The 24,119-nt window shown below is 72.3% G+C and carries 19 protein-coding genes; 9 read left to right on the top strand and 10 right to left on the bottom strand.

Going from position 1 to position 24,119, the window contains the following annotated elements; genetic code table 11:
• Positions 1 to 145: 145 nt before the first annotated feature.
• The 3 genes from HZS56_RS11530 to dhaK are packed head-to-tail and all read right to left on the bottom strand — an operon-like array spanning position 146 to position 2,194.
• Positions 146 to 556, bottom strand: a complete 411-nt coding sequence (locus HZS56_RS11530; protein WP_216720653.1) for a PTS-dependent dihydroxyacetone kinase phosphotransferase subunit DhaM — start codon at positions 554 to 556, stop codon at positions 146 to 148.
• Positions 549 to 1,148 (bottom strand): dihydroxyacetone kinase subunit DhaL, encoded by a 600-nt coding sequence (dhaL, locus tag HZS56_RS11525; protein ID WP_216720652.1) that lies wholly within the window; start codon positions 1,146 to 1,148, stop codon positions 549 to 551. Before dhaL ends, HZS56_RS11530 begins: the two co-directional genes overlap by 8 nt.
• Positions 1,149 to 1,201: 53 nt before the next feature.
• Positions 1,202 to 2,194, bottom strand: coding sequence for a dihydroxyacetone kinase subunit DhaK (gene dhaK / locus HZS56_RS11520; RefSeq protein ID WP_216720651.1), 993 nt, complete (start codon positions 2,192 to 2,194; stop codon positions 1,202 to 1,204).
• A gap of 396 nt (positions 2,195 to 2,590) precedes the next feature.
• On the opposite strand from dhaK, the gene HZS56_RS11515 reads away from it, so the two are divergent.
• The 6 genes from HZS56_RS11515 to HZS56_RS11490 all read left to right on the top strand — a co-directional run bounded on the left by HZS56_RS11515 (position 2,591) and on the right by HZS56_RS11490 (position 9,789).
• Positions 2,591 to 3,295 (top strand): DUF2470 domain-containing protein, encoded by a 705-nt coding sequence (locus HZS56_RS11515; RefSeq protein WP_216720650.1) that lies wholly within the window; start codon positions 2,591 to 2,593, stop codon positions 3,293 to 3,295.
• Between the two features lie 68 nt (positions 3,296 to 3,363).
• Positions 3,364 to 4,236, top strand: coding sequence for a helix-turn-helix domain-containing protein (locus tag HZS56_RS11510; RefSeq protein ID WP_216720649.1), 873 nt, complete (start codon positions 3,364 to 3,366; stop codon positions 4,234 to 4,236).
• Between the two features lie 166 nt (positions 4,237 to 4,402).
• Complete coding sequence (locus HZS56_RS11505) at positions 4,403 to 5,266, top strand: ABC transporter ATP-binding protein (RefSeq protein ID WP_216720648.1); 864 nt, start codon at positions 4,403 to 4,405, stop codon at positions 5,264 to 5,266.
• 69 nt (positions 5,267 to 5,335) lie between these two features.
• Positions 5,336 to 6,400, top strand: a complete 1,065-nt coding sequence (locus tag HZS56_RS11500; protein WP_216720647.1) for an iron-siderophore ABC transporter substrate-binding protein — start codon at positions 5,336 to 5,338, stop codon at positions 6,398 to 6,400.
• A 50-nt stretch (positions 6,401 to 6,450) separates the two neighbouring features.
• Entirely contained in the window at positions 6,451 to 8,571 is a 2,121-nt protein-coding gene (locus tag HZS56_RS11495) for an iron ABC transporter permease (protein WP_216720646.1), read from the top strand.
• Between the two features lie 141 nt (positions 8,572 to 8,712).
• Positions 8,713 to 9,789, top strand: coding sequence for a peptidase C39 family protein (locus HZS56_RS11490; protein ID WP_216720645.1), 1,077 nt, complete (start codon positions 8,713 to 8,715; stop codon positions 9,787 to 9,789).
• Between the two features lie 12 nt (positions 9,790 to 9,801).
• Here the strand turns inward: HZS56_RS11490 and HZS56_RS11485 are convergent, their stop codons facing one another.
• From HZS56_RS11485 to HZS56_RS11465, 5 genes are all read right to left on the bottom strand, one after another.
• A complete protein-coding gene (locus tag HZS56_RS11485; protein ID WP_216720644.1) occupies positions 9,802 to 11,661 on the bottom strand; it encodes a glycoside hydrolase family 2 protein in 1,860 nt (619 codons plus the stop codon).
• Between the two features lie 42 nt (positions 11,662 to 11,703).
• Positions 11,704 to 14,700: an alpha-mannosidase gene (locus tag HZS56_RS11480; protein WP_216720656.1), complete on the bottom strand. Its 2,997-nt coding sequence runs from the start codon at positions 14,698 to 14,700 to the stop codon at positions 11,704 to 11,706.
• 141 nt (positions 14,701 to 14,841) lie between these two features.
• Positions 14,842 to 15,723 carry a carbohydrate ABC transporter permease gene (locus HZS56_RS11475; RefSeq protein ID WP_216720643.1) on the bottom strand — a complete coding sequence of 294 codons (882 nt, stop codon included), beginning with the start codon at positions 15,721 to 15,723 and terminating at the stop codon, positions 14,842 to 14,844.
• Complete coding sequence (locus tag HZS56_RS11470) at positions 15,723 to 16,631, bottom strand: carbohydrate ABC transporter permease (protein ID WP_216720642.1); 909 nt, start codon at positions 16,629 to 16,631, stop codon at positions 15,723 to 15,725. The genes HZS56_RS11475 and HZS56_RS11470 overlap by 1 nt, the downstream gene beginning before the upstream one ends.
• Entirely contained in the window at positions 16,628 to 17,968 is a 1,341-nt protein-coding gene (locus HZS56_RS11465) for an ABC transporter substrate-binding protein (protein ID WP_216720641.1), read from the bottom strand. The genes HZS56_RS11470 and HZS56_RS11465 overlap by 4 nt, the downstream gene beginning before the upstream one ends.
• 281 nt (positions 17,969 to 18,249) lie before the next feature.
• Here HZS56_RS11465 and HZS56_RS11460 point away from each other — a divergent pair, with 281 nt between their 5' ends.
• Positions 18,250 to 19,467 carry an ROK family transcriptional regulator gene (locus HZS56_RS11460; RefSeq protein WP_216720640.1) on the top strand — a complete coding sequence of 406 codons (1,218 nt, stop codon included), beginning with the start codon at positions 18,250 to 18,252 and terminating at the stop codon, positions 19,465 to 19,467.
• Positions 19,468 to 19,577: 110 nt separating this feature from the next.
• Here HZS56_RS11460 and HZS56_RS11455 read toward each other — a convergent pair whose 3' ends face one another.
• The gene (locus HZS56_RS11455; protein WP_216720639.1) at positions 19,578 to 20,162 is read right to left on the bottom strand and encodes an NUDIX hydrolase; all 585 of its coding nucleotides are present in this window, start codon (positions 20,160 to 20,162) and stop codon (positions 19,578 to 19,580) included.
• A gap of 252 nt (positions 20,163 to 20,414) precedes the next feature.
• On the opposite strand from HZS56_RS11455, the gene HZS56_RS11450 reads away from it, so the two are divergent.
• Positions 20,415 to 21,008: a TetR family transcriptional regulator gene (locus HZS56_RS11450; protein WP_216720638.1), complete on the top strand. Its 594-nt coding sequence runs from the start codon at positions 20,415 to 20,417 to the stop codon at positions 21,006 to 21,008.
• Between the two features lie 40 nt (positions 21,009 to 21,048).
• Here HZS56_RS11450 and HZS56_RS11445 read toward each other — a convergent pair whose 3' ends face one another.
• The gene (locus tag HZS56_RS11445; protein WP_216720637.1) at positions 21,049 to 22,074 is read right to left on the bottom strand and encodes an SMP-30/gluconolactonase/LRE family protein; all 1,026 of its coding nucleotides are present in this window, start codon (positions 22,072 to 22,074) and stop codon (positions 21,049 to 21,051) included.
• 176 nt (positions 22,075 to 22,250) lie between these two features.
• On the opposite strand from HZS56_RS11445, the gene HZS56_RS11440 reads away from it, so the two are divergent.
• Positions 22,251 to 24,062 (top strand): flavin-containing monooxygenase, encoded by a 1,812-nt coding sequence (locus HZS56_RS11440; protein WP_216720636.1) that lies wholly within the window; start codon positions 22,251 to 22,253, stop codon positions 24,060 to 24,062.
• Positions 24,063 to 24,119 lie beyond the last annotated feature (57 nt).

Genomic DNA, 24,119 nt, shown 5'->3' with positions numbered 1-24,119 from the left:
CCCCCATCCCGCCCCCGCCGCCGCGGCGGCGGCCGCATCCGCCGACCGGCGGTCCCGGGCGGACCCCCCGCCTCGCGGGCGCCCCGGGCGCGGTACTGCCACACCCGGCGCCCGTGAGGAACCGGAACCGGGCCCCGGACGCGCGTCAGACCTTCCGGTAGGAGTACGCCTCCGCGGCCGCCGCCTCCACCGCCGCGAGGTCGGCACCGGTCGAGGCCGTGACGACCGCGGCCACCGCTCCCTCGACGAAGGGCGCGTCCACCAGACGGGTGGGCTCCGGCAGTTCGTCCCCCTCGGCGAGCAGCGCCTTGACGGTCAGCACGGCACTGCCCAGGTCGGTGAGGACCGCGACACCCGCGCCCCGGTCCACGGACGCCGCGGCCCGGGCCACCAGTTCGGCGCTGGTGCCGAACTCGCCGGACGCCGTCCCGCCCGCCGGGGCGACGGGCACCGCCCCGCCACCGCCCGACAGCGCCTTCGCCAGCTCCGCCACGGACGCGGCGACCTCGGCACTGTGCGACACCAGCACGATCCCGACCAGCTTCCCGTCACTCACCGGCAGCCTCCTCCAACGCGGCGACGAGCAGGGCCGCCGATGTGGCCCCGGGGTCCTGGTGCCCGATGCTGCGCTCGCCGAGGTAGCTCGCCCTGCCCTTGCGGGCCTGCAACGGCGTGGTCGCGGCGGCTCCTTCCCCGGCCGCCGCGCGCGCCGCTGCGAAGGAGTCGCCGAGCGCGTCCACGGCCGGCACGAGCGCGTCGATCATCGTCTTGTCGCCGGGAGCGGCACCGCCGAGCGTCCGGACGGCGTCCACACCCGTCCGCAACGCCTCGGCCAGCTGCTCCCTGCTCACCTCCGCGCCGTCACCGAGCGCCTTGCCGGTACGGCGCAGGAGCGTCCCGTACAGCGGTCCCGAGGCACCGCCGACCGTGGAGATGAGCTGCCGCCCGGCGAGGACCAGGACCGCGCCGGGGGTGCCGGGTGCCTCCTTCTCCAGCGTGGCGGCCACGGCGGCGAAACCCCGCTGGAGGTTGCTGCCGTGGTCGGCGTCGCCGATCGGCGAGTCGAGGGCGGTGAGCCGGTCCGCCTCACGGTCGACCGAAGCGGCGGCCGCCGTCATCCAGCGGCGGAAGAAGTCGGCGTCGAGCACGGGATCTCCTTGCCTGGTAGGTATGTCGGCGTTTCCCTCCCCGTCCACGGCCCTCACATGCCCCACCGCAGTCCCGGCGTCCGGACCGGCGCGTCCCACAGCCCGAGCAGCTCCTCGTCGATCTCGCAGAGCGTGACCGAGGCACCCGCCATGTCCAGCGAGGTGACGTAGTTGCCGACGAGGGTGCGGGCGACGGCGACACCGCGCTCGCCGAGCACGCGCTGCACCTCCGCGTTGAACCCGTACAGCTCGAGGAGCGGCGTCGCTCCCATGCCGTTGACCAGGACCAGCACCGGGTTGCGCGGGGCGAGGTCCGTCAGGACGGCGTCCACGGCGGCCTCGGCGATCTCGCCCGAGGTCATCATGGGACGCCGCTCCCGGCCGGGCTCCCCGTGGATGCCGATGCCCAGCTCCAGCTCCCCGGCGGGCAGGTCGAAGGTGGGACTGCCCTTGGCGGGCGTGGTGACGGCACTGAGCGCGACGCCGAAACTGCGGGAACTCTCGTTGACCCGGCGGGCGAGCGCCTCGACCTGCTCCAGCGGACGCCCCTCCCGCGCCGCGGCGCCGGCGATCTTCTCGACGAACAGCGTCGCGCCCGTCCCGCGCCGGCCGGCCGTGTAGAGGCTGTCGGTGACCGCCACGTCGTCGTTGACCAGGACCTTCGCGACCCGGATGCCCTCGTCCTCGGCCAGTTCGGCGGCCATGTCGAAGTTGAGCACGTCACCGGTGTAGTTCTTGACGACGAACAGTACCCCGGCCCCGCTGTCCACGGCCGCCGCCGCCCGCACCATCTGGTCCGGCACCGGGGAGGTGAACACCTCACCGGGACAGGCCGCCGCCAGCATCCCGGGCCCCACGAACCCGCCGTGCAGGGGCTCGTGCCCGGAACCGCCGCCCGACACCAGGGCCACCTGCCCCGCCACGGGCGCGTCACCCCGCACGACCACCCTGTTCTCGACGTCCACCGTCAGCTCGGGGTGTGCGGCGGCCATACCGCGCAACGCATCCGCGACGACGGTCTCGGGAACGTTGATGAGCATCCTCATGGGTACCTCCTGGGAAGGGCGTCGGGCGAGTCCGGGACCTGCGGATGCGCTGGTCACAGTGGGGCGAGCGGTTCCTGATCCTGGCGTTCCGGGACGGTCCGGAGCGAGCTTCGACGGTGCTGACGCTGACGTGGTGCTGACTTTGGTGACGGGTCGGGCGGTGGTGCGGACGGTCCGAAGGATCTCGGCCGGAGTGTCGCTGTCGGCAGTATCGACCTTGCGGCACCGAAGGTCACGTGGAGAACGCCATGGGGATCGCCGACGTCCGTGCTTCCCGGACGGACGGCGACGGGCGCCCGTGCCTTTCGCGTCGCGCCGGCGTTCCCGGCCTGACAACGAGAGCCAGATGGGTTAGGTTAGGCAAACCTAACCCACTGACCTCCGGGAGGACGTCGGATGCGTCGCACCCCCGTGCACGGAGACACGCCGACAGTCGCCGAACGCGCCCGTTCGGTCCTGGCCGCCGCCCACTCGATGACCGTGGTCACCGACGGGCGGCACACCGAGGTCCAGCACCTCGACGGCTCCGGGGTGATGGGCCACGTCCATCTGCACGCCCCGTTCGAGGGGCGCGGTGCCCCGCCGGCCGGGCGGGTGCCGGTCCGGCTGGAACTCACCGACATCGCCCCGACCCCCGTACGCGACCGCCTGCGCGCCCGCGTCACCCTGACCGGGCTGCTGGCCGCGCCGTACGACCCGGACTCCGCCGAGAGCACCTGCATGGAGTTCGGCCAGTGCGTTCTCGAGGACGCCTCCGGGCGTACCTTCGTGTCCCTCGCGGAACTCGAGGCGGCCGACCTCGACCCCCTGGCGACCAGCGAGGCGGGCCTGCTCACCCACCTCGTCGACGACCACCCCGAACTCGTCCCCCTGCTCCTGCGCCTGGTGCACCCCCTGCCGGGCAGGGCGGTGCGGCGGGTGGTCCCGGTGGGCATCGACCGCCACGGACTGACGCTGCGGCTCGAACACGCGACGGGCCACCGCGACGTCCGGCTGCCCTTCCACAAGACCGTGCGCCACATCGACCACGTCGGCCCGCAGATTCACGCCCTGCTGGCCGCGTCCCGCCGCCTCTCCCACACGCGGCACCTGCTGACCTGATGGGAGGCGGCCGCGACCGCGACGCCGTACCGGACGGGCCCGCCCCGGCCCCGGATGGACTCGCCCGCATGGTTCGACCGTCCCGTGGTGAGGCGAGCCCCGGGACGTGGCGACGCGAGGCGGGCACCGTGGTGCGCCGGACGGTGGCGCTTCCGGAACGGGCGACTGCCCCGTTCGTCATCACCGCCGGGTTCCGGATTCCCCGCGTCCCGACCGAGTGGGCACCGCACTCGCACCCCTCGCACGAGCTGGTCTGGGTACGCGGGGGAACGCTGACGTCACGCGTGGCGGACCGGGTCTTCACCGTGTCCGAGGGGTACGGGCTGTGGATGCCCGCCGGAGTGGTGCACGGGGGCCGGGCCACGGCCGGGGCGCGCTTCCACGACGCCTTCTTCGCTCCCGACCGCATGCCGTTCGCGTTCGGGGAACCGAAGGCGATCGCGATGACGCCGTTGCTCGAGTCCCTGCTGACCCATCTGGCCCGTACGGATCTCGACCCGGCTGCCCGGGCACGGGCGGAGGCGGTCGTGTTCGACGTACTCCGGCCGGCCGAGCGCCAGTTCGCGCTGCAACTGCCCAACGACACCCGGATCGACGCGATCGCCGAAGCCCTGCTGGATGATCCCGCCGACTGCCGTTCGCTGGAGGAGTGGGCCCTGCGGCTGGGGATCAGCGACCGCACCATCACCCGCGCGTTCCGGCGGGCGACGGGTCTCTCCTTCGCACAGTGGCGCCAGATGCTCCGGGTGCACCGGGCGCTGACCCTCCTCTCCGAGGGCTTCGAGGTGACGACGGTCTCCGAGGTGCTCGGCTACGCACAGCCCAGCTCGTTCATCGCCGCCTTCCGGCGGGTCATGGGCAGCACGCCCGGCGCGTTCCTCGGCGCCGCCTACGGCTCCGGGGATGTCCCGAATCCCGTATCGCGTGTCGAGAACTCCTGATTGTGGACCCGACGAGCGGAATATAGCCTTCTCGGAGTTAGGTAACCCTTAGTTGTTGCTCGACGTGAACGGGGCTGCCCGCGCGCGGAGGAGCACGCGGCGCGCCCGGTGAAACCGGACGGAGGGTGCCGCAGTCCCCGCCCCTCTCCCCACCCCGGACTCATCGATGTTCCTACGCCCCCTTCGGCGCGCCGCTCGCCCGCCTGCCGACCCCGCCGCACCGTCCGCCGCCCTCAACGGGTACGACCTGGTGCTGCGGTACGACGGCCGGGCGGTCGTCCACGGCGTCTCGATCGACCTGGCGCCCGGACGGGTGACCGCCCTGGTGGGGCCGAACGGCAGCGGGAAGTCCACACTCCTGCGCGCACTCTCCCGACTGCACCGGGTGGACGGCGGCCGAGTGACGCTCGGTGCCCCCGACGGCCGGCCCGAGCGCGACACGGCTCTGCTCAGCGCCCGCCAGTTCGCCCGTGAGGTCACGCTGTTCTCCCAGTCGCGGCCCGCGCCCCAGGGACTGACCGTCGAGGAGGTCGTGGCGTTCGGCCGCCACCCCTACCGCCGTGGCTTCGCAGGACCGGCCACCGAGGACCGCACCGCCGTCGACCGGGCCATGGGGATCACCGGCGTACGGGACATGGCCGGCCGCCTCGTCGGGGAACTCTCCGGCGGCGAGCTGCAGCGTGTCTGGCTCGCCGCCTGCCTGGCCCAGGACACCGGCGTCGTCCTGCTCGACGAACCGACCAACCACCTGGACCTGCGCTACCAGATCGAAACCCTCGACCTGGTGCGCGACCTCGTCGAGGACCACGGCATCGCGGTCGGGATCGTGCTGCACGACCTCGACCAGGCGTCCCGGGTCGCGGACACGCTGGTCCTGATGCGCTCCGGCCACGTGCACGCGGCGGGCGCGCCCGCCGATGTCCTCACCGCCGAGAACATCGGCGAGGTGTACGACATCCGGGTCGAGGTCGGCGTGGATCCCCGCACCGGCCGGCTCCGCATCGATCCCGTCGGCCGGCATCCCGCCTGACGCGGACCCCCTCGCACCACCGCAGCCACGTCACATGCGCAACCACGTCACACGAAAGAGGAACCCTTCATGAACCGTGTCCGTCGCCTGGCGGCGTCAGCCTCCACGGGGCTCGTCCTCCTCGCCGCAGCGGCATGCGGCACGACCGACGTCGACAAGCCCGAGGCCGGCGGCAGCGCCGACGCGTCGCCCGCGTCGAAGGACTGCGCGTCGGACACCACGGCCACCTCCACGGCTCCGGTCTCCTTCAAGGACGGCGTGGGGCGGCAGGTGAAGCTCGACAAGCCCGCCCAGCGGATCGCGGTCCTGGAATGGCAGCAGGTCGAGGACGCGCTGACCCTGTGCGTCACCCCCACCGCCGTCTCCGACGCGAAGGGGTACAGCACCTGGGTCAGCGCGGAGCAACTCCCCAGCGGGGTGACCGACATCGGCACCCGCGAGGAGCCCGACCTCGACACCCTCTACGCGGCCGAGCCGGACCTCGTCGTCGTGGAGGCGTTCGACGCCGACGACGAGACCATCGCCCAGCTGGAGAAGCGAGGCGTTCCCGTGATGGCGACCAAGGGCGCGGACCCGGACGACCCGATCGGGAACATGCGGGACGTGTTCGGCATGATCGGCAAGGCGACGGGCCGCACCGAGCGGGCCGAGCAGGTGCTGGAGGAGTTCGACGAGCACCTCGCGAGCGCGAAGCAGCGGGTCGCCGACGCCGGTCTGCCCACGAAGGAGTTCCTCTTCTTCGACGGATGGCTGCAGGGCGGCAACCTCACCGTCCGCCCCTACAGCGACGGGGCACTGTTCACCGAGATAGGCAAGGAACTCGGCATGAAGCCCGCGTGGACCGACGCCGTCAACAAGGACCACGGGGACGGAGGCGTCGACCCCTCCTACGGCCTCGCCCAGACCGACGTCGAAGGACTCACCGCGGTGGGCGACGCCAATCTCTTCTACGCCAACGACGAAGGAGCCGGCGGCTACGTCGAGGCGTTGCAGAAGAACCCGATCTGGAAGACCCTCCCGGCCGTGAAGGAGGGCCGCGCGCACTCGTTCCCGGCACGGGTGTGGGGCGCCGGCGGACCGCGCTCCTGCGCGCAGGCGATCGACGCGTACGTCGACGTGCTCGACAAGAAGTGAACACGTCGCACGAAGTGAGCACGCCGCAGCACGTGAGTACGTCGCAGCACGTGAGCACGCCGGGAGAAGAGGGCGCGCCCGGGGCGACGGCGCCCCGGGCGGACCCGCCGTCGCGGCACGGGGGCGGCAGCGGGCCCGGCGGGGTCGCCGTCCTCGTCGCCCTGACCGTCGTCATCGCCCTCGTGGGCATGTGGCATCTGACGCAGGGGACCTCGCACGTCGGCGCCGGTGACCTGGTGCGCCATTTCGCCGGGGAACGCGAGCACGGCGGCGGGGCGCCGGTCGCCGAGATCCTCATCGGCTCGCGCCTGCCGCGCCTGCTCGCGGGCGTGGCGGTCGGTTTCGCCCTCGGCACGGCGGGGGCGCTGCTGCAGTCCGTCACACGCAACGCACTGGCCTCACCCGACACCCTCGCGGTCACGGCCGGGGCCTACTTCACCCTGACCGCCGTCGCGGCCCTCGGGCTCGCCGTCCCGCTGTGGGCCTCGGGCGCCGTCGCCTTCGCCGGCGGCCTGGTCGCGGCCGCGCTGGTGCTGCTGCTGGCGGGCCGGGCCGCGGGCACCACGGGCACCCGGCTGATCCTCGCCGGATCGGCGACGGCGATGGCCCTGGACGCGGCGACCGGAGCGGTCCTCATCCTGTTCGACCAGAACACGACCGGTCTCTTCGCCTGGGGGAGCGGCTCGCTCGCGCAGTTGAACATCGACGCCTCGGTACGCGCCTGGCCCCTCCTCGTGGCCGTGCTGTGCCTCGCCCTGGCACTGTCCCGGCGGCTGGACGTGATGAGTCTCGGCGACGACACCGCGGCCGGTCTCGGCGTGCCGGTCCGGACCACCCGGGTGACCGCGGTGCTCTGCGGGGTGCTGCTGACCGGCATGGCGGTGACGCTCGCCGGCCCGATCTCCTTCGTCGGCCTCGGGGCCCCCGTCCTGGTGCGCCTGATCGCGGGACGGGTCCGGGCGTTGCGCCGGCACCTGTACTCGGTGCCCGCGGCCGGGCTGCTCGGCGCGCTGCTCATCCTGCTCGCGGACGCGGTCCTGCGCGCGGTGCAGGGCGCGGACGGGGCCGCCTCCATCCCCACCGGTGTACCGACCGCGCTGCTCGGCTCCGTCGTGATCGTGGTCCTCGCGCTGCGTCTGCGGGACACGGGGCAGGTCGCGAGACCACCGCACGCGCGGGTCGCCGCACGCTCCCGCCGTGCGTTCCTCCTCGTGGTGTGCGGGGCGGTGGCACTCCTGGCCGTGGCGGCCGTCACGGCCGTGCTGGCGGGCAGTCTCTGGTTGCGGAACGGGGACATCGCGCTCTGGGCGGAGGGCACCGCGCCGGACCTGATCGGCCAGGCGCTCGACGACCGGGTCCCGCGGGTGACCGCCGCGGTGCTCGCCGGCGCGGCGCTCGGACTGGCCGGATGCGTCGTGCAGGGCGCGGTGCGCAACCCGCTCGCGGAGCCCGGAGTGCTCGGCATCACCGCGGGTGCCGGCCTGGGAGCGGCGGGCGTCGTCACGGCCGGGATGCCCGGCGGCCGGCCGGTCCTCGTCGCCGTGGCCGTCGCGGCGGGGCTCGCCACGTTCGCGATGATCGCCCTGCTCTCGTGGCGCGGCGGCTTCCTGCCGGACCGGTTCGTACTGATCGGCATCGGCTGCGGGTACGGAATCAGCTCCGTCACCACCTTCCTCCTCCTGCGCGCCGACCCGTACAACACCCCCCGCATCTTCACCTGGCTCTCCGGCACGACCTACGGCCGCACCCTGCCCGACGTCGTCCCGGTCGCGGTGGCCCTGCTGCTCGCACTGCCCGTGCTGTTCGCCCTGCGCGCCCGGCTCGACCTGCTCGCCGTCGACGAGGACACCCCGCGCATCGTCGGCGTCAGGGTCGCCCGCACGCGCTTCGTCGCCCTCGGGATCGCGGCGGTGCTCGCGGCGCTCAGCGTGGTCGCCGTCGGCGTCGTCGGTTTCGTGGGACTCGTCGCCCCGCACCTCGCCCGGTCACTGGTGGGGGCCCGGCACGGCCGCGCCGTCCCGGTCGCCATGCTGCTCGGCGCGGTGCTGGTCTGCGTGGCCGATGCCCTCGGGCGCACACTCGTCGCACCGGCCCAGATTCCGGCGGGCCTCATGATCGCGCTGGTCGGTGCGCCCTACTTCGTCTGGGTGCTCAGGCGGTCCCGCGCATGACGGACGACCTGCCGCGCGCCCACCGCCCGGCACGGCCGTCCGGATCCGCCCGTGCCCGACCGACGGCGCCTGCCCGAGTCCGCCACCGGCCCACAGCCCACTCGCAGAAGCACTCGGACACCGCCCCGGAAGGAAGCGCCCGTGCGCAGCACCGTCGTCCCGTTCGCCCCCGGCACGTCTCCGGCCCCGTGGGGGCGGCTGGGGCACCGTCACCCTGAGGTGCTGGATCGCTGGCGGGCGGTCAACCGCTCCGCGCACACCCCTCGGATCGTGGCCGTCACGGGTGACGACGGCGCGGAGTGGACCGCGGCGGCGCTCGTGACGGCTCGCCCGCACACGGCCTACCTGAAGATCGTCGACGCATGCGGCGACGTCCGGGCAGCCGCCCTGGCCGTCCTCGCCCACGCACGCCGCCAGGGGCTCGCGCAGGTCAAGTGGGAAGGATGGACGGCGAGTCCGGAGGACGCCGCGGCCGTGGGCTTCGATCCGCTGAGCCCTCCGCTCACGCCCACCGCGCACGCTGCGGGGCCGGACACCGGCTACGTCCGCTGGCTGCGGGGCGGCACGGTGAGCGCGCCTCCCTACTACGGGCAGACGACACACTTCACCTGCGGCGCCGTCACCGCCCTGGCCGCGGCGGCGCACGCGGGGACGCTGCCGCGGGAGGCGCTCGACCGGGAGGCGGAGCTGACCCTGTGGCGCGACGCGACCAACTTCCCCGCGTGCGAGCCCGTCGGACTGGGCGTCGCCGTGCGCCGGGCGTGGCCGTCGGCTCCCGTCACGGTCCACCTCGACGTGGACCGGCCCGTCCTGCTCGACCACTACCCCGAGGACGAACAGGCATGGCGTGCCCTGCTCCAGCGGGCGTCGCGTACGCAGGCCGAACACATCGGTGTCCCGGTCGACCCGCACCACCTCCCCATGACCGGGATCCGGAGCGCGGCAGGCCGACGGGAGCACGTGCTGCTGCTGATCTCGCTCGCCGGGATGCAGGGCTTCGACGTCCCGCACTGGGTGCTGTGCCACGGCACCGTACCCGGCGCCGTCGTCGTCGAGGACCCGTGGGCCAACGCGTCAGCCGGGGACACCTGGGTCGATGCCCACCTGCTGCCCGTTCCCGACGCGTCGCTCGACGCGATGGCGACACTCTCGCCGGACGGCTTCCGCGGTGCCGTCACCGTCGGCCACGCGCCGCGGAGCGGCGCGCCTCTCCCGTGATGCCGCAGACGGTCAGGGCCCCTCCGTGCGAGGCCCCCGCGCGTCCTGCCGCCGTGCGTTCGTCTCGATGGCGGCCGGCCGGAGCTGCGCCCGGCGGATGGGCTCGATGTCGAACTTCGGCGAGCGGTCGAAGCCGAACAGCCCGTTCTGTTCCTGGAAGACGTCGGTCAACTGCGTGTAGCAGTAGCCGAACATGTCCGGGTGGTCGAGCAGGGCGCTCACCAGCCCTTCGAAACGGGCGTGGAACTCCTCGACACTGCGCACCCGTTCGCCGTAACCCCACGAACCGGTGGCCGACTGCGGGCGGCCGACCTCGGCCGGATTCCACCAGATGCCGCCGAACTCGCTGACGAAGAACGGCTGCCCGCGGTAGCCGATGGACCACGACTCGCCGGTGGTGTCGGACCGGTTCACATACGGGTCGCCGTCGCTGAGCGGACGGTGGTTCTCCGCGAAGGCCGCCGGATCCTGTTCGTAGTCGTGGCTGTCGAACACGTCGGACTCCGGGATCCGGTGCGCGTAGCCGGACGTGTCGAGCACCGGGCGCGAGGTGTCGTGCGCCTTGGTGGCCAGGAACATCGCGCGCATCACGTCGTCGAGCGCGGTGATCCGGTCGCCGTAGTCCTGCCAGGTCTCGTTCATCGGGCACCAGCCGATGACCGCCGGGTGCGAGTGGTCCCGCTCCAGCACCTCCAGCCACTCCTGTACGTACGAGGCGTCCGGTTCCTGGTTGGTGGACTGTCCCTGCCAGGAGTTGCAGCCCCAGTCGCCGAACTCGCCCCAGACCAGGTAGCCGAGACGGTCGGCATGGTAGAGGTAGCGCTCCTCGAAGACCTTCTGGTGCAGCCGCGCCCCGTTGAAGCCTGCCGCCAGGCCCAGTTCGATGTCCCGGACCAGGTCGGCGTCGCTGGGCGCGGTCATCAGTCCGTCGGGGTAGTAGCCCTGGTCGAGGACCAGCCGCTGGAAGACGACGTCCCCGTTGATCCGGATCTGCTTGCCGGTGACGGCGATGCCGCGCAGACCGGCGTACGACTCGACGCTGTCGACGACCCGCCCGCCGGAGTCCCGCAACTCGAAGTGGACGTCGTACAGATGAGGATCCTCGGGCGACCACAGCCGGACGCGGTCCGCCGGCAGCACCAGGCTCAGTCGCGGGCTGAGGTCGAGATCGGCGCGGACGGTGCCGCTCAGCACGTCGCCGGCGGCGTCGCCGACGCGGACGTGCACGGTGGCGCCGGGCAGGTTCGCGGAGAGCGGCACCTCCACGTCGAACGCCCCGGCCGCGACGTTCGGGGTGATGCGCGGGCGGCGCAGCGCGACCGCCGGAACCGGCTCCATCCAGACGGTCTGCCAGATGCCGGTCGTGCGGTTGTACTTGGCCGCACTCGGTGCGAACGCCACCGACTGCTTCCCCCTGGCCTGTGGAGCCGTGGGCTCGTCGCGGGCCCGCACCACCAGGGGCACCGGCACGCCGGCGGGGGCTGCGTCGGTGATGTCCACCGTGAACCCGGTGAACCCGCCCCGGTGCCGCCCGACCTCCGTGCCGTTCACCCACACGGTGGCGTCGTGGTCGACCGCACCGAAGTGCAGCAACAGCCGCTCGCCGTCCCACTCCCGCGGGACGGTGAGCGTGCGCCGGTACCAGACCGCCCGCATGAAGTCCTGCTCCCCGACCCCCGAGAGCCGGGCCTCGGGGGCGAAGGGGACCATGATCCCACCGGCCAGCTCCCGCTCGACGAGCCCGCGCTCCAGGCCCGTGTCGGACCGGTCGATCTCGAACTCCCACCGTCCGTTGAGGTTCAGCCAACGCTCACGGCGGAACTGCGGGCGCGGATACTCGGGTCGGGGGAGTTCCTCGTGGTCAACCGACATGGAGTCACCTTTCGTCGGGCTCTTGCGGGCCAGGGGGCTCTGTCAGGCCGCCGGGTCGCGGAATCGGAGCGTGAGCAGTTCGAACGGGCGCAGTTCGACCTCGACCTCGCTGCCGGGCGTCGCCGCCCGGACCGCCGCGCTGTCCGTGGCGCGCTCGAGCAGGTCGGTGGCCTCGGCCGCGCGCCAGGAGAAGCGGGTCCGCACCGCCGCACGGGACCGGTTGCCGTGCGCCTCGTACAGACGTACGACGAGGTCTCCGGAGCGGTCCTCCGCCAGCTTGACGCTCTCCACGACGACGGCCGGGTCCGTGACCTCGAACAGCGGCTCCGTCGCGGACCCCGGCACGGTGCGCAGCGGGAGGTGCTGGGCATACCCGTCCACGACGGCGTCGGGGATCGAGCCGGGACGCAGGCTCACGGTGAAGTCGTGCCGCCCCTGGTCCGCGTGCGGGTCGGGGTAGCGCGGCGCGCGCAGCAGGGACAGCCGTGCCGTCGTCATCGGCCGGCCGTCGGGAGCCTGCCCGGTGCGGATGTCGTGGCCGTAGACCACGTCGTTGGCGACGGCCACCCCGTAGCCGGGCTCGCCGACATGGATCCACCGGTGGGCGACGGTCTCGAAGCGGGCGGCGTCCCACGAGGTGTTCTGGTGGATCGGACGGTGCAGATGACCGAACTGGATCTCCGAGGTGGACCGGTCCGCCCGGACGTCCAGCGGGAAGGCGAGCTTGAGCAGCTTCTGCGACTCGTGCCAGTCGATGTCGAAGGCGTAGTCGACCCTTCCGTCGGCCAGCCGGACGGTCATGGCGATCGACGTGTCCCCGCGCTCGTGCCGCACCACGACCGTGTCGCCCACGACGTCGACGGACGCGGGCTCCACCAGCTCGAGGCAGCTCCGCTTGTCCTCCTCGTTGATGTCCCACGCGTCCCACTCCCGCGGGGTGTCGCGGAAGAGCTGGAGGACACCGCCCGCGACGCCCTGCGGGAGCAGCTCGCGGTCCGCGGCCAGGTCGACCACCGAGACGAGTGTGCCGCGCCGGTCCATCTCGACGTGCAGCTGCCCGTCGTCGAGCACGATGCGGTCGTCCGCCCACCGCGGCACGGCCGCCGCCGGCGCGGTCACCGGGCCGATCCCCATCGCCGGTACGCCGTGCCGCGGGTACGGTCCGGCGTTGGCGGCGACCCGGGGGCCTTCCCCTTGCGGGTCGCCCTCCCCGTCCCCGTCGCCGCCGAGCGCGTCCAGCGCGGTGTCGACCAGGGCCGTCAGTTCCCGGGCCACACGGTCGTAGTCCCGCTCGGCGTCCTCGTGGACCCACGCGATCGACGTGCCCGGCAGGATGTCGTGGAACTGCAGCAGCAGCACCGTCTCCCAGATCCGGCGCAACGCGTCGTACGGGTACGGGGTGCCGTGGCGGACTGCGGCGGTGGCCGCCCACAGCTCGGCCTCCCGGAGCAGCGCCTCGCTGCGCCGGTTGCCCCGCTTGCCGCGGTGCTGGGACGTCAGCGTGCCGCGGTGCAGCTCCAGGTACATCTCACCGACCCACACCGGCGGTGCTTCCAACTCCGCCTCGGCGGCGCGGAAGAAGCTGTCCGGATCCGTCAGCCGCACCCGCGGCGATCCGTCCAGGTCCTGCTTGCGCTCCGCCGCGGCCAGCATCTCCCGGGTGGGACCGCCACCGCCGTCGCCCCATCCGTACAGGCCGAGGACGTTCCGCGCCCTGCCCTTCTGCCGGAACGTCCGCTCGGTGCGTGCGAGGTCCGCGGCGCCCAGGTCGGAGTTGTACGTCTCCGCGGGCGGGAAGTGGGTGAACACCCGGGAGCCGTCGATGCCTTCCCACTGGAAGCTGGAGTGCGGCATCGGGTTGGTCTCGTTCCAGGACGGCTTCTGGGTGAGGAAGTAGCGGGCGCCCGCCGCCCGGGCGATCTGCGGCATCGCCGCGGTGTAGCCGAAGGAGTCGGGCAGCCACACCTCGTCGCTGTCCACCCCGAACTCCTCGAGGAAGAAGCGCTTGCCCAGCACGAACTGCCGGGCCAGCGCCTCACCGCCGGGCATGTTGGTGTCGGACTCGACCCACATGCCGCCCACCGGGCGGATGACCCCGTCGGCCACCGCCGTACGGACCCGCTCGAACAGGCCCGGCTGGGTCTCCTTGAGCCACGCGTACTGCTGCGCCGACGAGGCGGCGAACACGAAGTCGGGGTGACGGTCGCTGAGGTCCAGCACGTTGGCGAACGTCCGCGCCACCTTGCGCACGGTCTCCCGGGTCGGCCACAGCCAGGCGCAGTCGATGTGGGCGTGGCCGACCGCCGACACGACCAGGGAGCTGTCCGCCGCACGGCCGGCCAGCACCGGGGCGAGCACCTCCCGGCCGCGGGCGGCCGTACCGGCCACGTCCTCGGGATCCATGACGTCGACCATCCGCTCCAGGGCGTGCACGATCTCGGCACGCCGCGACCCGTGCTCCGGCAGGACGTCGGTCAGTCCGTCGAGGGTGGCCACGTCCTGCAGCAGCTCCCACACCTGCCGGTCGCGCAGGGCGACCGACAGGTCCGTGAGCCGGTACAGGGGCCGTTCGCCCGCGGTGGCCTTGTGGCCCATCGCCGTGGGCTCGTACTCGTAGGGCACCTGGACGATGGGGTTCGCGGCTGCCTCGATCAGCAGCCGGAACGGGCCGGGCTCGGGCATCGGAACCCACGAGTTGTACGGCTCGATCGCCTTGACGACCTCTCCGTCCGGCCGGTACACCAGCGCCTCGGCCTGGAACCCCGGCTGGTCGCCGGTGAAGCCCAGATCCACGACGAGTTCGGCGCCCTGCGACTCGGCCCAGTCGGCCGGCACCTCGCCACGGACGTCGAACCAGGTGGTGTCCCACGGACGCCCCCACTCGCGGCCGAGCTCGAACGGCTCGAACCGCTGCGTCACGGCGTCGGCGAACGGCACCGGTTCTCCGCCCACGGTCCAGGCGGAGATCTGTGTCGGACGGCTGTCCCGGTAGACGGCGGGCGCTATCCGGAACTTGGTGAACCGGCGGACCCGGAGCATCGCCAGCGCGGTGGCGTCGAGCTGCGATCGTCCGTGGGGATTGTCGTCAACCAAGAGAACGTCTCCTCATACTCACTGCTGGGTGTTTCTGGCACAGCACGTCGGCAGCTCGCCGACCGGGGGTACGGACGGACGGGCGCGTCAGCCCTTCAGGGCGCCGCCGAGACTCGAACGCATCAGGTGGCGGCGGAGGAAGAGGTACAGCACGGCCGGCGGCGCCATGTAGACGACGGCACTCGCGGCCAGCACCCCCCAGTCGACCTGGTTGAAGGCGGTGAACGAGCGGAACAGGCCGATCGAGAGCGGATAGAGGTCCGGCGACTGCAGCAGTACCAGCGGGGTGAGGAAGTCGCCCCACACCGCCATGAACGTCAGCATCGCGGCGGCGCCGAGACCGGGCCCGACCAGCGGCAGGACGACCCGGCGGATCGCGCCGAAGCGGGTGTTCCCGTCGAGCCAGGCCGCCTCCTCCAGCTCGAAGGGAACGGCGTCGATCGTCCCCTTCAGCAGCCACAGGGTGATGGGCAGCGCCGCCGCGGCCTCGACCAGGATCAGGCCGATGTAGCCGTCGTCCAGGTGCATCTTCACCATCAGCAGGTACAGGGCCACGATCGTCGCGGGCGGCGGGATCACGCGGATCAGCAGGATCGCGAACATGAAGGCCGTCCGGCCGCGGAACTTGTAGCGGGACAGCCCGTAGGCGCCGAAGACGCCGCAGGCCAGGTTCAGCGCGGTCGCGGAGAACGACACGATGATGCTGTTCAGCAGCAGCCGCGGGGTACCGCCGTCGGTGAAGAAGCTGACGAAGTTGTCCAGCGTCAGCGTCGGGACGGTGACCGAGGGCCCCCCGTCCGCGTCCACCGCCGTCAGTACCACCCAGGCGAACGGCGCGACGCAGAACAGTGCGAGCAGCACCATCAGGAGGTACTGCAGCGCCCGTTGCACGAGCTTCCACCCCGGCGTGCGGCTGCGCCGGCCGGCGGGGACCTGGGGTTCGGCGGGTGCCGTGGTCGCGTGTGTCATCAGACCTTCACCTTCGCCAGTCGGGCGTACGTCAGGCCCAGGACCATCAGGAGGACGAGCAGGATCACCGAGGCGGCGCTGCCCATGCCGATCTGCGAGTACTGGAAGGCGCGCTGGAAGATGTAGATGGAGGTCAGCTCCGTGTCCTGTCCGGGGCCGCCCTGGGTCAGGAAGTAGACCAGTCCGAAGACGCCGACCGTGGTGATCGTGGTGAGCAGCAGGTAGAGGAAGACCGGACCGCGGATCAGCGGCAGCGTGACGTACCGGAACACCTGGAAGGCGTTCGCGCCGTCCATCCGGGACGCCTCGATCAGTTCGTCGGGGACGTCCTCGAGCGCGGCCTGGAACATGATCATGGCGAGCGCGATGCCCCGCCAGACGTTGATGATGATCACCGACAGCATCGGCGAGTCCTGCAGCGGAGCCGCCGCTCCGGAGCCGAACAGCGCCAGGAGCCGGTTGAGGGTCCCGCTGTCGTCGGAGGAGAGCACGCTCGCCCAGGTCAGCGATGCGACGACCTCGGGAACCACCATCGGCAGCAGCACCAGCGCCCCGAACAGACCCTTGCCGCGCAGCCACTTCGCGCGCAGCAGGAGCGCGGCGAGCATGCCGAGCACCGTCTGTCCGACGATCGCCGACCAGAACACGAACTGGCCGGTGCGCCCGAGGGACGCGAGGAAGTCCTCGGAGCCGAGCAGGTGCCGGAAGTTCTCCAGGCCGACGAACTGCGGGTCGCGTGCGGCCCAGCCCGTCAACTGCGTGTCGGTGAACGAGAGGTAGAGGCCGTAGCAGGCAGGAGCGATCACGAAGACCGCTATGAGGAGGACGGACGGTCCGAGCAGCAGCGACAGGGCGCCGCGCTCCCGCCACCGTGGGCCCAGCCGGCCCGGGGCCTTGGCGGCGGTCACTTCGCCACCCGGGGGCGGCCGAGCAGTTCCTCGGCCTCTTCCGCGAATTCGTCGGCGGCCTCGGCGCCGTCCGCGTCGCCCGACACCAGCTTGCCCGTCGCCGCCTGGACCGCCTGGGCCACCTGGTCCTGGCCGTCTCCCAGCGGCGGCTGGACGGTGGAACCCAGCTTGCGCTCCGCCTCCAGCAGCGTCGGCTCGTCCTTGTAGGGCGCCGTGCCCGCCAGGTCCTTGCGCGGCGACACCGCGCCCACCGCGGTCAGCTGCTTCGCCAGGGGCTCACCGGAACTCAGCCACTTCACGAGCTCGGCCGCGGCGTCGGGGTGCCCGGAGTCGGCACTGATGCTGAAGCCGTAGCCGCCACCGCTGACCGCGTACGGCTTCGTGCCCGGCACCAGAGCCGGGTAGTCCCAGACGCCGACCTTCTCGCGCACGTTCTCGATCGGTGCCGCGCCCTCCGGACCCCAGTCGTACTTCCATCCCCAACTGCCCTGAGCCGCCACCGTGATCTTCCCCTCGGGGAACTTCTGGTACTTCGTCGGCTCCCACGGGTTCGGGTTCTGCAGGTCCCGGACCGGCATCAGACCGCTCTTGATCAGCTCGTCGTACAGGTCGAAGGCGGCCGACAGCCCCTTGCTCTTCAGCGTCCACTTCCGGGACTCGTCGTCGTAGAGGGTGCTGCCGGTGCCGGCGACGATGGGGAGCAGGCCCTCCGACCACGAACCGGCGCCCCACGCGGTCCCCGCGGGGATGACCATGGGTGCCTCCCCGGTCTTGGCCTTGACCTGCTTCATCCTGCCGATCAGTTCGTCCCAGGTGCGCGGCTGGGACGTGTCGACGCCCAGGTCCTCCAGGACGTCCTTGCGGTAGAAGAGGCCCTGCACACTGGCCTCGTGCGGCAGCGAGTAGTAGCCGCCGTCGGGCTGGCGCGCACCGTCCTTCGCCGACGCGTAGTACTGGTCCCAGCCGTCCCAGCCTTCCAGGTACTCGTCGAGCTTCAGCAGGTAGCCCGCGCCGGCCAGGCCGGTCACGTTGCTGCCGCCCATGTCGATGACGTCCGGTGCGGAACCGGAGTGGAGCTGCTGCGTGATCTTGGTGCGGAACTGGTCGTCGGTGAGGGTGTCGGCGATCAACTCGACCTTGACCTGCTGCCCCTGCCGGGCCATCGCCTTCTCGAACTCCGGTAGCAGGGGTTTGATGACGTCGGCGCGGGCCTTCTGGTACTCCAGCAGCTTGATGGTCACCGAACCGTCGCCGTCGCCGGAGTCCGAGCAGGCCGTGAGTGCGCCTGCGAGCAGTACTCCGGCGACGGCAGCTGCCCGGACACGATTGCGGCTCATCGCGTCACCTCTCCCGACTGCGGTCCACCGGATGCTTTTATCCAGTGGATCGGATAAAGTTCAGCGATCGTAAGGAGCTCTTTCGCGCCACGTCAAGGCTTTCCATGAGGCTCTACATGACTCTGTAACAACCTGATGGTCAGACGTGGCCGACGTATATCATCCAATCGATTGACGAACTGCCGAGTGATCCCGGATGATCCTCGACCGATCCCGGGCGACCCCCGACGATCGCCGGTCGTCGGCAGAGGCTGAACCCGACAAGCCCGAGGGGGGCGTGCATGCGCCGCGGCAGCAACCAGCTCCGGCTGGCGGACTACAACCAGGCGGTGGTGCTCGACCTGGTCCGAAGGTCACGCGGCGTCAGCCGTGCCGACCTCCAGCGCGAGTCCGGGCTGAGCTCCCAGACCATCTCCAACATCACCCGTCGGCTGATCGACGAGCAGCTGATCCGCGAGAGCGCACCGGCCGGCAACGCACGCGGCCGCCCGAGCATCCCGCTGGTCACCGAACCCGACGGGGCCTTCTCGGTCGGCGTGCACATCGACCCCGCGCGCCTGACCGTCGTACTCCTCGACCTGGCCGGCGAGGTCCGGCTCGGACGCCAGGAACGCACGCCGCAAGCCACCAATCCGTCGGAAGTGACCACCTTCATCGCCGACACCGTCCACAGCCTGATCGCCGAGGCGGGCGTGGACCGGACCCAGGTGCTCGGACTGGGCATCGCGGCCCCGGGGCCACTCGACGTGGACGCGGGCGTCCTCCTCGATCCGCCCCAACTCCCCAACTGGCGCGACGTCCGGCTCGGCGCGGACCTCCGCGAAGCGACCGGCCTGCCCGTCCTCCTCGACAAGGACGTCACCGCCGCCGCCACCGCGGAACTCCGGGCCTCGCAGCAGGCGTCGAACACGTTCGTCTTCCTCTATCTGGGATCCGGCGTGGGCGCCTCGGTCGTACTGGACAACCAGGTCGTCCGGGGCACCACGAACAACATCGGAGAGGTCGGCGACCTGCTCGTCGACTCCGACGCCGAACAGCTGGAGTGGAGCGGTCGCCGTGGTGGCCTGGCAGCGGCCTGTGTCCCGGAGGCGCTCGTTCTCCAGGCCGCCCGAGTGGGCCTGATGCCCCTGCCGAACCTGAACGACTACGTCGCCGTGGACGACGCCTGCTCCGCGTTGTGCGCTCGCGCGGCCGCGGGCGACGCGGTCGCCGCCCGCCTCCTGCGGCGCGCCGCACGGCGGGTCGCCGTCGGCCTGGGCGTACTGGTGAACCTGCTCGACGTGCCACGGGTGGTGATCGGGGGACCGCTGTGGGGCAGGCTGAGCCCGGCGTTCCTCCCTGTCATCGGCGACCTGGTCGCCCGCGAACTGGTGGCGGCGCGCGACGGGGTCGCGGTCGAGGGGTCCGCCGTGGGCGACCGGGTGGTCGCGCAGGGCGCCGCCGAACTGGTGCTGGACCATTTCCTCGCGCCTCGCGCGTCCGCGCTGATGGTGGGCTGACCGCGCCCGCGGTGCGCGGTTGTGGTGCGCGGCTGTGGCGGCCGGCATCCTTGGCGGCCGGCACTCTTCAACTCCTCGACGTCGCCCCCGGGTCGGCCACTCGGACCGGGTCACGGCAGTTGCCGGACGAAGGCGACGACGAACAGGGTCCCGGCCAGCGCGCACCCGAGGGCCGTCGGCAGTGCCCAGCGGACTCTCCGCTCGCCGCGCAGGGGTGCCGTCACCCGGTGGTGCAGGGCCGTGATGCCGTGGAGCGCGCCCAGCGCCGCGCATCCGGCGGGCACGGCTGCGGCGAAGTGCGCGAGCCAGGCTCCCGCGCGGCTCGGGCCGCCCCACGAGGCGTCGTAGGGCCCGCGGTCCACGAGGCCGTACAGCGCGCCCCGGGCCAGGGCCAGGAGGATCACGGCGGCCAGGACCAGCGAGAGGGCGCCCAGCAGTACCGCCAGAGCGGCGTGCGCCATCACCCGCACCCTGTCGGGCCGGGGCGGTGCCCGTCGCTCTTCCGCGGGTCCGGCGCCGGCCCGCAGGAGCGTGCGCCCGGTGTTCTCGCGCCCCACGGCGACCGCGCCGAACGCGAGGGCGCCGCGCGGCAGCAGGGCGAGGGCGTCGAGCAGCGGCCGGACGAAGCGCCGGATCCCGGACAACTGCGGGCCGGTCGGGCCGGACGGGGAGGACGGCAGCGGTGAAGTGCTCATGGGTCATTACGCTAGGTGACGGCCGACCGCTTCCACGATGTACCTGAGAGCCAACCCGCACGTCATACCCAGGTATCCCGTCATATCCAGGTAGGGGGCGGACCGGGTCGGCCCTCGCGCAGCGGGCACCCCCCGGGGCGCTTCCCCCCCCCGCCCGGCGGAAGACTCGCTCAGACTCGCTGCCCCCGTGGTCAACAGCCCGAACAGAGCCGTGCCCACCTGCCCCGGGCACCGGCCCGATACGCTCTCGGGGTGACGCAGCAACCCACCCGGGACGAACGGCGGCCCGCGAACGACGGGCGCAAGGCGGCTGCCCGCAACCGGGCCGCCCTGATCGCCGCCGCCCGGGAGATCTACGCCGACTCCGGGCTGAACGCCCCCCTGTCCGCGATCGCACGCCGGGCCGGAGTCGGCCAGGGCGTGCTGTACCGGCACTTCCCCGACCGGGCCGCAGTGGCGACGGCCGTCCTGGAGGAGAACGTACGGCAGATCGAGCAGGCCGCGGCGGAGCCGGGAGCGGGCATCGTCGGGGTGCTGGGGGTGCTGACGTGGCACCAGACCCAGTCGGCCGCGTTCATCAGCCTGCTGCACGCGGAGGGGGCGGGCGGCGCCACGGGCGTTCCCGCGTACGCCTCAGCGCTGTCCCGGCGGGTCGAGCGGGCCCTGCGGGCACACCTGCCCGCAGGACATCCGCTGGCGGGCGAGCGGGACGACCTCATGGTCGCCGTCGCCATGGTCTCCGGTGCCGTCACCGGCCCCACCCGTGAGCACCGGGAACGCCGGGCGCTGGCGGCGTGGCGGCTGCTCGGGGTCGAGGTGGGGCCGGTGCTCCCCTTCGAGGAGTGAACCGGAGGGCTGGTTCGAGGAGTGACCGGCGGGCGCGGCGTCAGCCCCCGTTGGACTGGCGAGTACCCCGCGCCAGTGCGTCGAAGGCGTACAGGTAGCCGCCTGCGGGACCGCTGACGGTCAGGTAGGCCCGGGTGCCGCCGGGCGTGATCGCGACATTGGTCGCCGACTCGAGGCCGTCGGCGTCGCGTGCGGGAACCTCGACGGTCGCCAGGCGTTCACCGTGCCGGTCGTACACGGCCATCGCGGGACGGCCGTGCAGGGCCTGGTAGAGGTTGCCGTCCGCGTCCACGGCGATCGAGTCGGTCTGGGCGATGCCGCCGTCGACCCGGACGGCGGTGTGCCGCGAGGCCACGCCGCCCTCGTCGTCCAGGAGCAGGTACGAGATGCGGTTCTCGGTGAGTTCGCTGATCCACAGCCCCCGGTACCGTTCGTCGAAGGAGATCCCGTTCGGTGCCGCCAGCCCGGCCGCCAGGACGGTGGCCTTCTCACCGGTCCGGTCGATCCGCACCACGCGCCCCTTCGGCTCGCCCTCGGACATGCCGCGCGAGTCGCTGACGTACAGGTTGCCCTCCCGGTCGAAGGCGAGGTCGTCGGGGTTCATGCGGGCCCCCTCGACCTCGCCCGAGAAGAAGGTCCGCGGGTCGCTGCCGTCCGGGGCCAGGCTGACGATGTCGCCGTGGGAGAAGTCGGTCAGGTAGACGCGGCCGTCGTAGGGGCTGAACTGCGCCGAGGTGTAGGTGCCGCGGTCGTCGGTGTGGGCCTGGCGCGACGTCTTCCTCCGGACGTCGACGCGCAGCACCTTGGGCTCGCCCGCGGGCGCGGTGACGTCGACGACGAGCAGGTCGCCGTCCTCGTCGAAGGTGGGTCCCTCCAGCAGGGTCATGCCGGTCTCCTCGTGGGGCTCCGTCAGCCGCATGACCTTCTCGGCGTGGAGTGTCCTGCCGGGACCGGTACCGGCGGCCGTGCCCGCGGCGGGACCCGCGGTGTCCGTGCCGCATCCGGTGAGCGTCAGCAGGCCGATCGCGGTGAGCCCGGTCAGGGTTCGGATCGGGAGTCGTCGCATGGGGGTCACTCTTCCTGTCCGAGGTATGCGGAAGCTGTTCTCGACCGCAACCGGACAACGGTGTCCGGTACTTGCTACGGTAGTGCATGCCTGCTCAAGTCCGGTGCGTTGGTGACGACTTCGCGGACGGGGCGGCGGCTCCCTGGCAGTGAACCGGAAGGATCGAGGCCCCCCGCATGACGAACCCCGAAGCGTTGTCCCCCGAGGAACTGTCCGAGTTGCGGCTGCGCTACCGCCTCGAACGGGAGCGCCGGGTACGGCCCGACGGCGCCCGGCAGTACCTCGCCGCCGAGGCCCGTTTCGGCTACTACGCCGAGGACCCCTACGCGGGGGAGGTGCCCGAGCGCGAGCCGTTGCGGGACCGGGTGGACGTCGCGGTCGTCGGCGGCGGGTTCGGCGGCGTCCTCGCGGGCGCCCGGCTGCGCCGGCGGGGAATCGGTCGCGTCCGGGTCGTCGAGAAGGGAGGCGACTTCGGCGGCACCTGGTACTGGAACCGGTACCCGGGCATCCACTGCGACGTCGAGTCGCACGTCTACCTGCCGATGCTCGACGAGACCGGTTACGTGCCGGAGTGGAAGTACGCGCCCGGCGAGGAGATCCGCCGGCACGCGGTGCGGATCGCCGAGAAGTTCGACCTCCGGGCGGACGCGTTGTTCTCCACGGCGGTGACGTCCCTGACCTGGGACGAGACCGTCGGGGCGTGGATCGTCACGACGGACCGGGGCGACGAGTTCCGGGCCACGTACGTCATCACCGCCACCGGCACGCTGACCGAGCTGAAGCTGCCCGGCATCCCGGGCATCGAGGACTTCGAGGGGCACACCTTCCACACCTCGCGCTGGGACTACGCGTACACGGGAGGGACCCCGCAGGGCGGCCTGACCGGCCTTGCGGGCAAGCGCGTGGGCGTCGTCGGCACCGGTGCCACCGGCGTCCAGGTCGTGCCGGAGCTGGCCGAGGACGCCGGACACCTCTACGTCTTCCAGCGCACCCCGTCCACGGTGGACGTCCGCGGCAACCGCCGCACCACCGCCCGGGACGTCGGCGCCGACCGCGACGGCTGGGCGCGCGAACGCCGCGACAACTTCCTGGGCATCGTCTCCGGCGAGCAGGTCGAGGACGACCTCGTTGCCGACCGCTGGACGTCGTCGGCGAGCCTGCTGGAGAAGCTGCTGTCGAGCTTCCGCAGGCAGGACGACCGCGCGGCCCTCGAAGCCGCCTACGAGGTGGCGGACGCCGCCAAGATGAACGAGGTCCGCTCCCGCGTCGAGCGGGTCGTCAACGACCCTCGGACGGCGGAGGCGCTCAAGCCCTGGTACCGGTACGCGTGCAAGCGCCCCACCTTCTCCGACCTGTACCTCCAGGCCTTCAACCGGGACAACGTCACCCTGGTCGACACCGCGGACACGCAGGGCATCGAGCGGATGACCGCACGCGGTGTCGTGGTCGGCGACACCGAGTACGAACTCGACTGCCTGATCTTCGCCACCGGGTTCTCCGTCGGGAACTCGGGCGTCCACTCCGGCAGTCTGCCCGTGCACGGCAGGGGCGGAGTCGCACTGCGGGACGCCTGGCGCGAGCAGGGGCCGAGGACCCTGCACGGGTTCACCGGCAACGGCTTCCCCAACCTGATCCAGCTGGGCGGCACCCAGAGTGCCCCCAGCGTCAACTTCACGCACGTGCTCGACGAACACGCCGTGCACGCCGCGGCGCTCGTCGCCGCCGCCGAGGAACGGGGCGCGGTGGTCGAACCGTCCCGCGAGGCCGAGGACGCCTGGCTCGCGGTGCTGGCCGAGGGTGCCCCGGACCACGAGTGGTTCCATGCCGAGTGCACTCCCGGCTACTACAACGGAGAGGGACGCGGCCGGCCCAACGGCCCGCACGCCTACCCGCACGGCGCGTTCGCCTTCCACCGGCTGCTCCGCCGGTGGCGGGAGGAGTCCATGGACGAGGTCCTCACGACCGGGACGTCGTCCGCCCGGAAGTAGGCCCGCGCGCGGCCGAGGTGCGACCGGGCGGCCACGGTGAAGGCCGTCGCCGCCCGG

The organism is Streptomyces mayonensis (genome assembly GCF_018982965.1).
In the GTDB taxonomy this organism is placed as follows: Bacteria; Actinomycetota; Actinomycetes; order Streptomycetales; family Streptomycetaceae; genus Streptomyces; species Streptomyces mayonensis.
This window is presented reverse-complemented; position numbering and strand designations above follow the sequence as displayed.

What these genes read in the sequence shown, in the direction of transcription:
- dhaK (WP_216720651.1), bottom strand. Translation starts at nt 2,194, where the DNA reads ATGAGGATGCTCATCAACGTTCCCGAGACCGTCGTCGCGGATGCGTTG.
- HZS56_RS11515 (WP_216720650.1), top strand. Translation starts at nt 2,591, where the DNA reads ATGCGTCGCACCCCCGTGCACGGAGACACGCCGACAGTCGCCGAACGC.
- HZS56_RS11510 (WP_216720649.1), top strand. Translation starts at nt 3,364, where the DNA reads ATGGTTCGACCGTCCCGTGGTGAGGCGAGCCCCGGGACGTGGCGACGC.
- HZS56_RS11505 (WP_216720648.1), top strand. Translation starts at nt 4,403, where the DNA reads ATGTTCCTACGCCCCCTTCGGCGCGCCGCTCGCCCGCCTGCCGACCCC.
- HZS56_RS11500 (WP_216720647.1), top strand. Translation starts at nt 5,336, where the DNA reads ATGAACCGTGTCCGTCGCCTGGCGGCGTCAGCCTCCACGGGGCTCGTC.
- HZS56_RS11485 (WP_216720644.1), bottom strand. Translation starts at nt 11,661, where the DNA reads ATGTCGGTTGACCACGAGGAACTCCCCCGACCCGAGTATCCGCGCCCG.
- HZS56_RS11480 (WP_216720656.1), bottom strand. Translation starts at nt 14,700, where the DNA reads ATGCTCCGGGTCCGCCGGTTCACCAAGTTCCGGATAGCGCCCGCCGTC.
- HZS56_RS11475 (WP_216720643.1), bottom strand. Translation starts at nt 15,723, where the DNA reads ATGACACACGCGACCACGGCACCCGCCGAACCCCAGGTCCCCGCCGGC.
- HZS56_RS11465 (WP_216720641.1), bottom strand. Translation starts at nt 17,968, where the DNA reads ATGAGCCGCAATCGTGTCCGGGCAGCTGCCGTCGCCGGAGTACTGCTC.
- HZS56_RS11460 (WP_216720640.1), top strand. Translation starts at nt 18,250, where the DNA reads ATGCGCCGCGGCAGCAACCAGCTCCGGCTGGCGGACTACAACCAGGCG.
- HZS56_RS11455 (WP_216720639.1), bottom strand. Translation starts at nt 20,162, where the DNA reads ATGAGCACTTCACCGCTGCCGTCCTCCCCGTCCGGCCCGACCGGCCCG.
- HZS56_RS11445 (WP_216720637.1), bottom strand. Translation starts at nt 22,074, where the DNA reads ATGCGACGACTCCCGATCCGAACCCTGACCGGGCTCACCGCGATCGGC.
- HZS56_RS11440 (WP_216720636.1), top strand. Translation starts at nt 22,251, where the DNA reads ATGACGAACCCCGAAGCGTTGTCCCCCGAGGAACTGTCCGAGTTGCGG.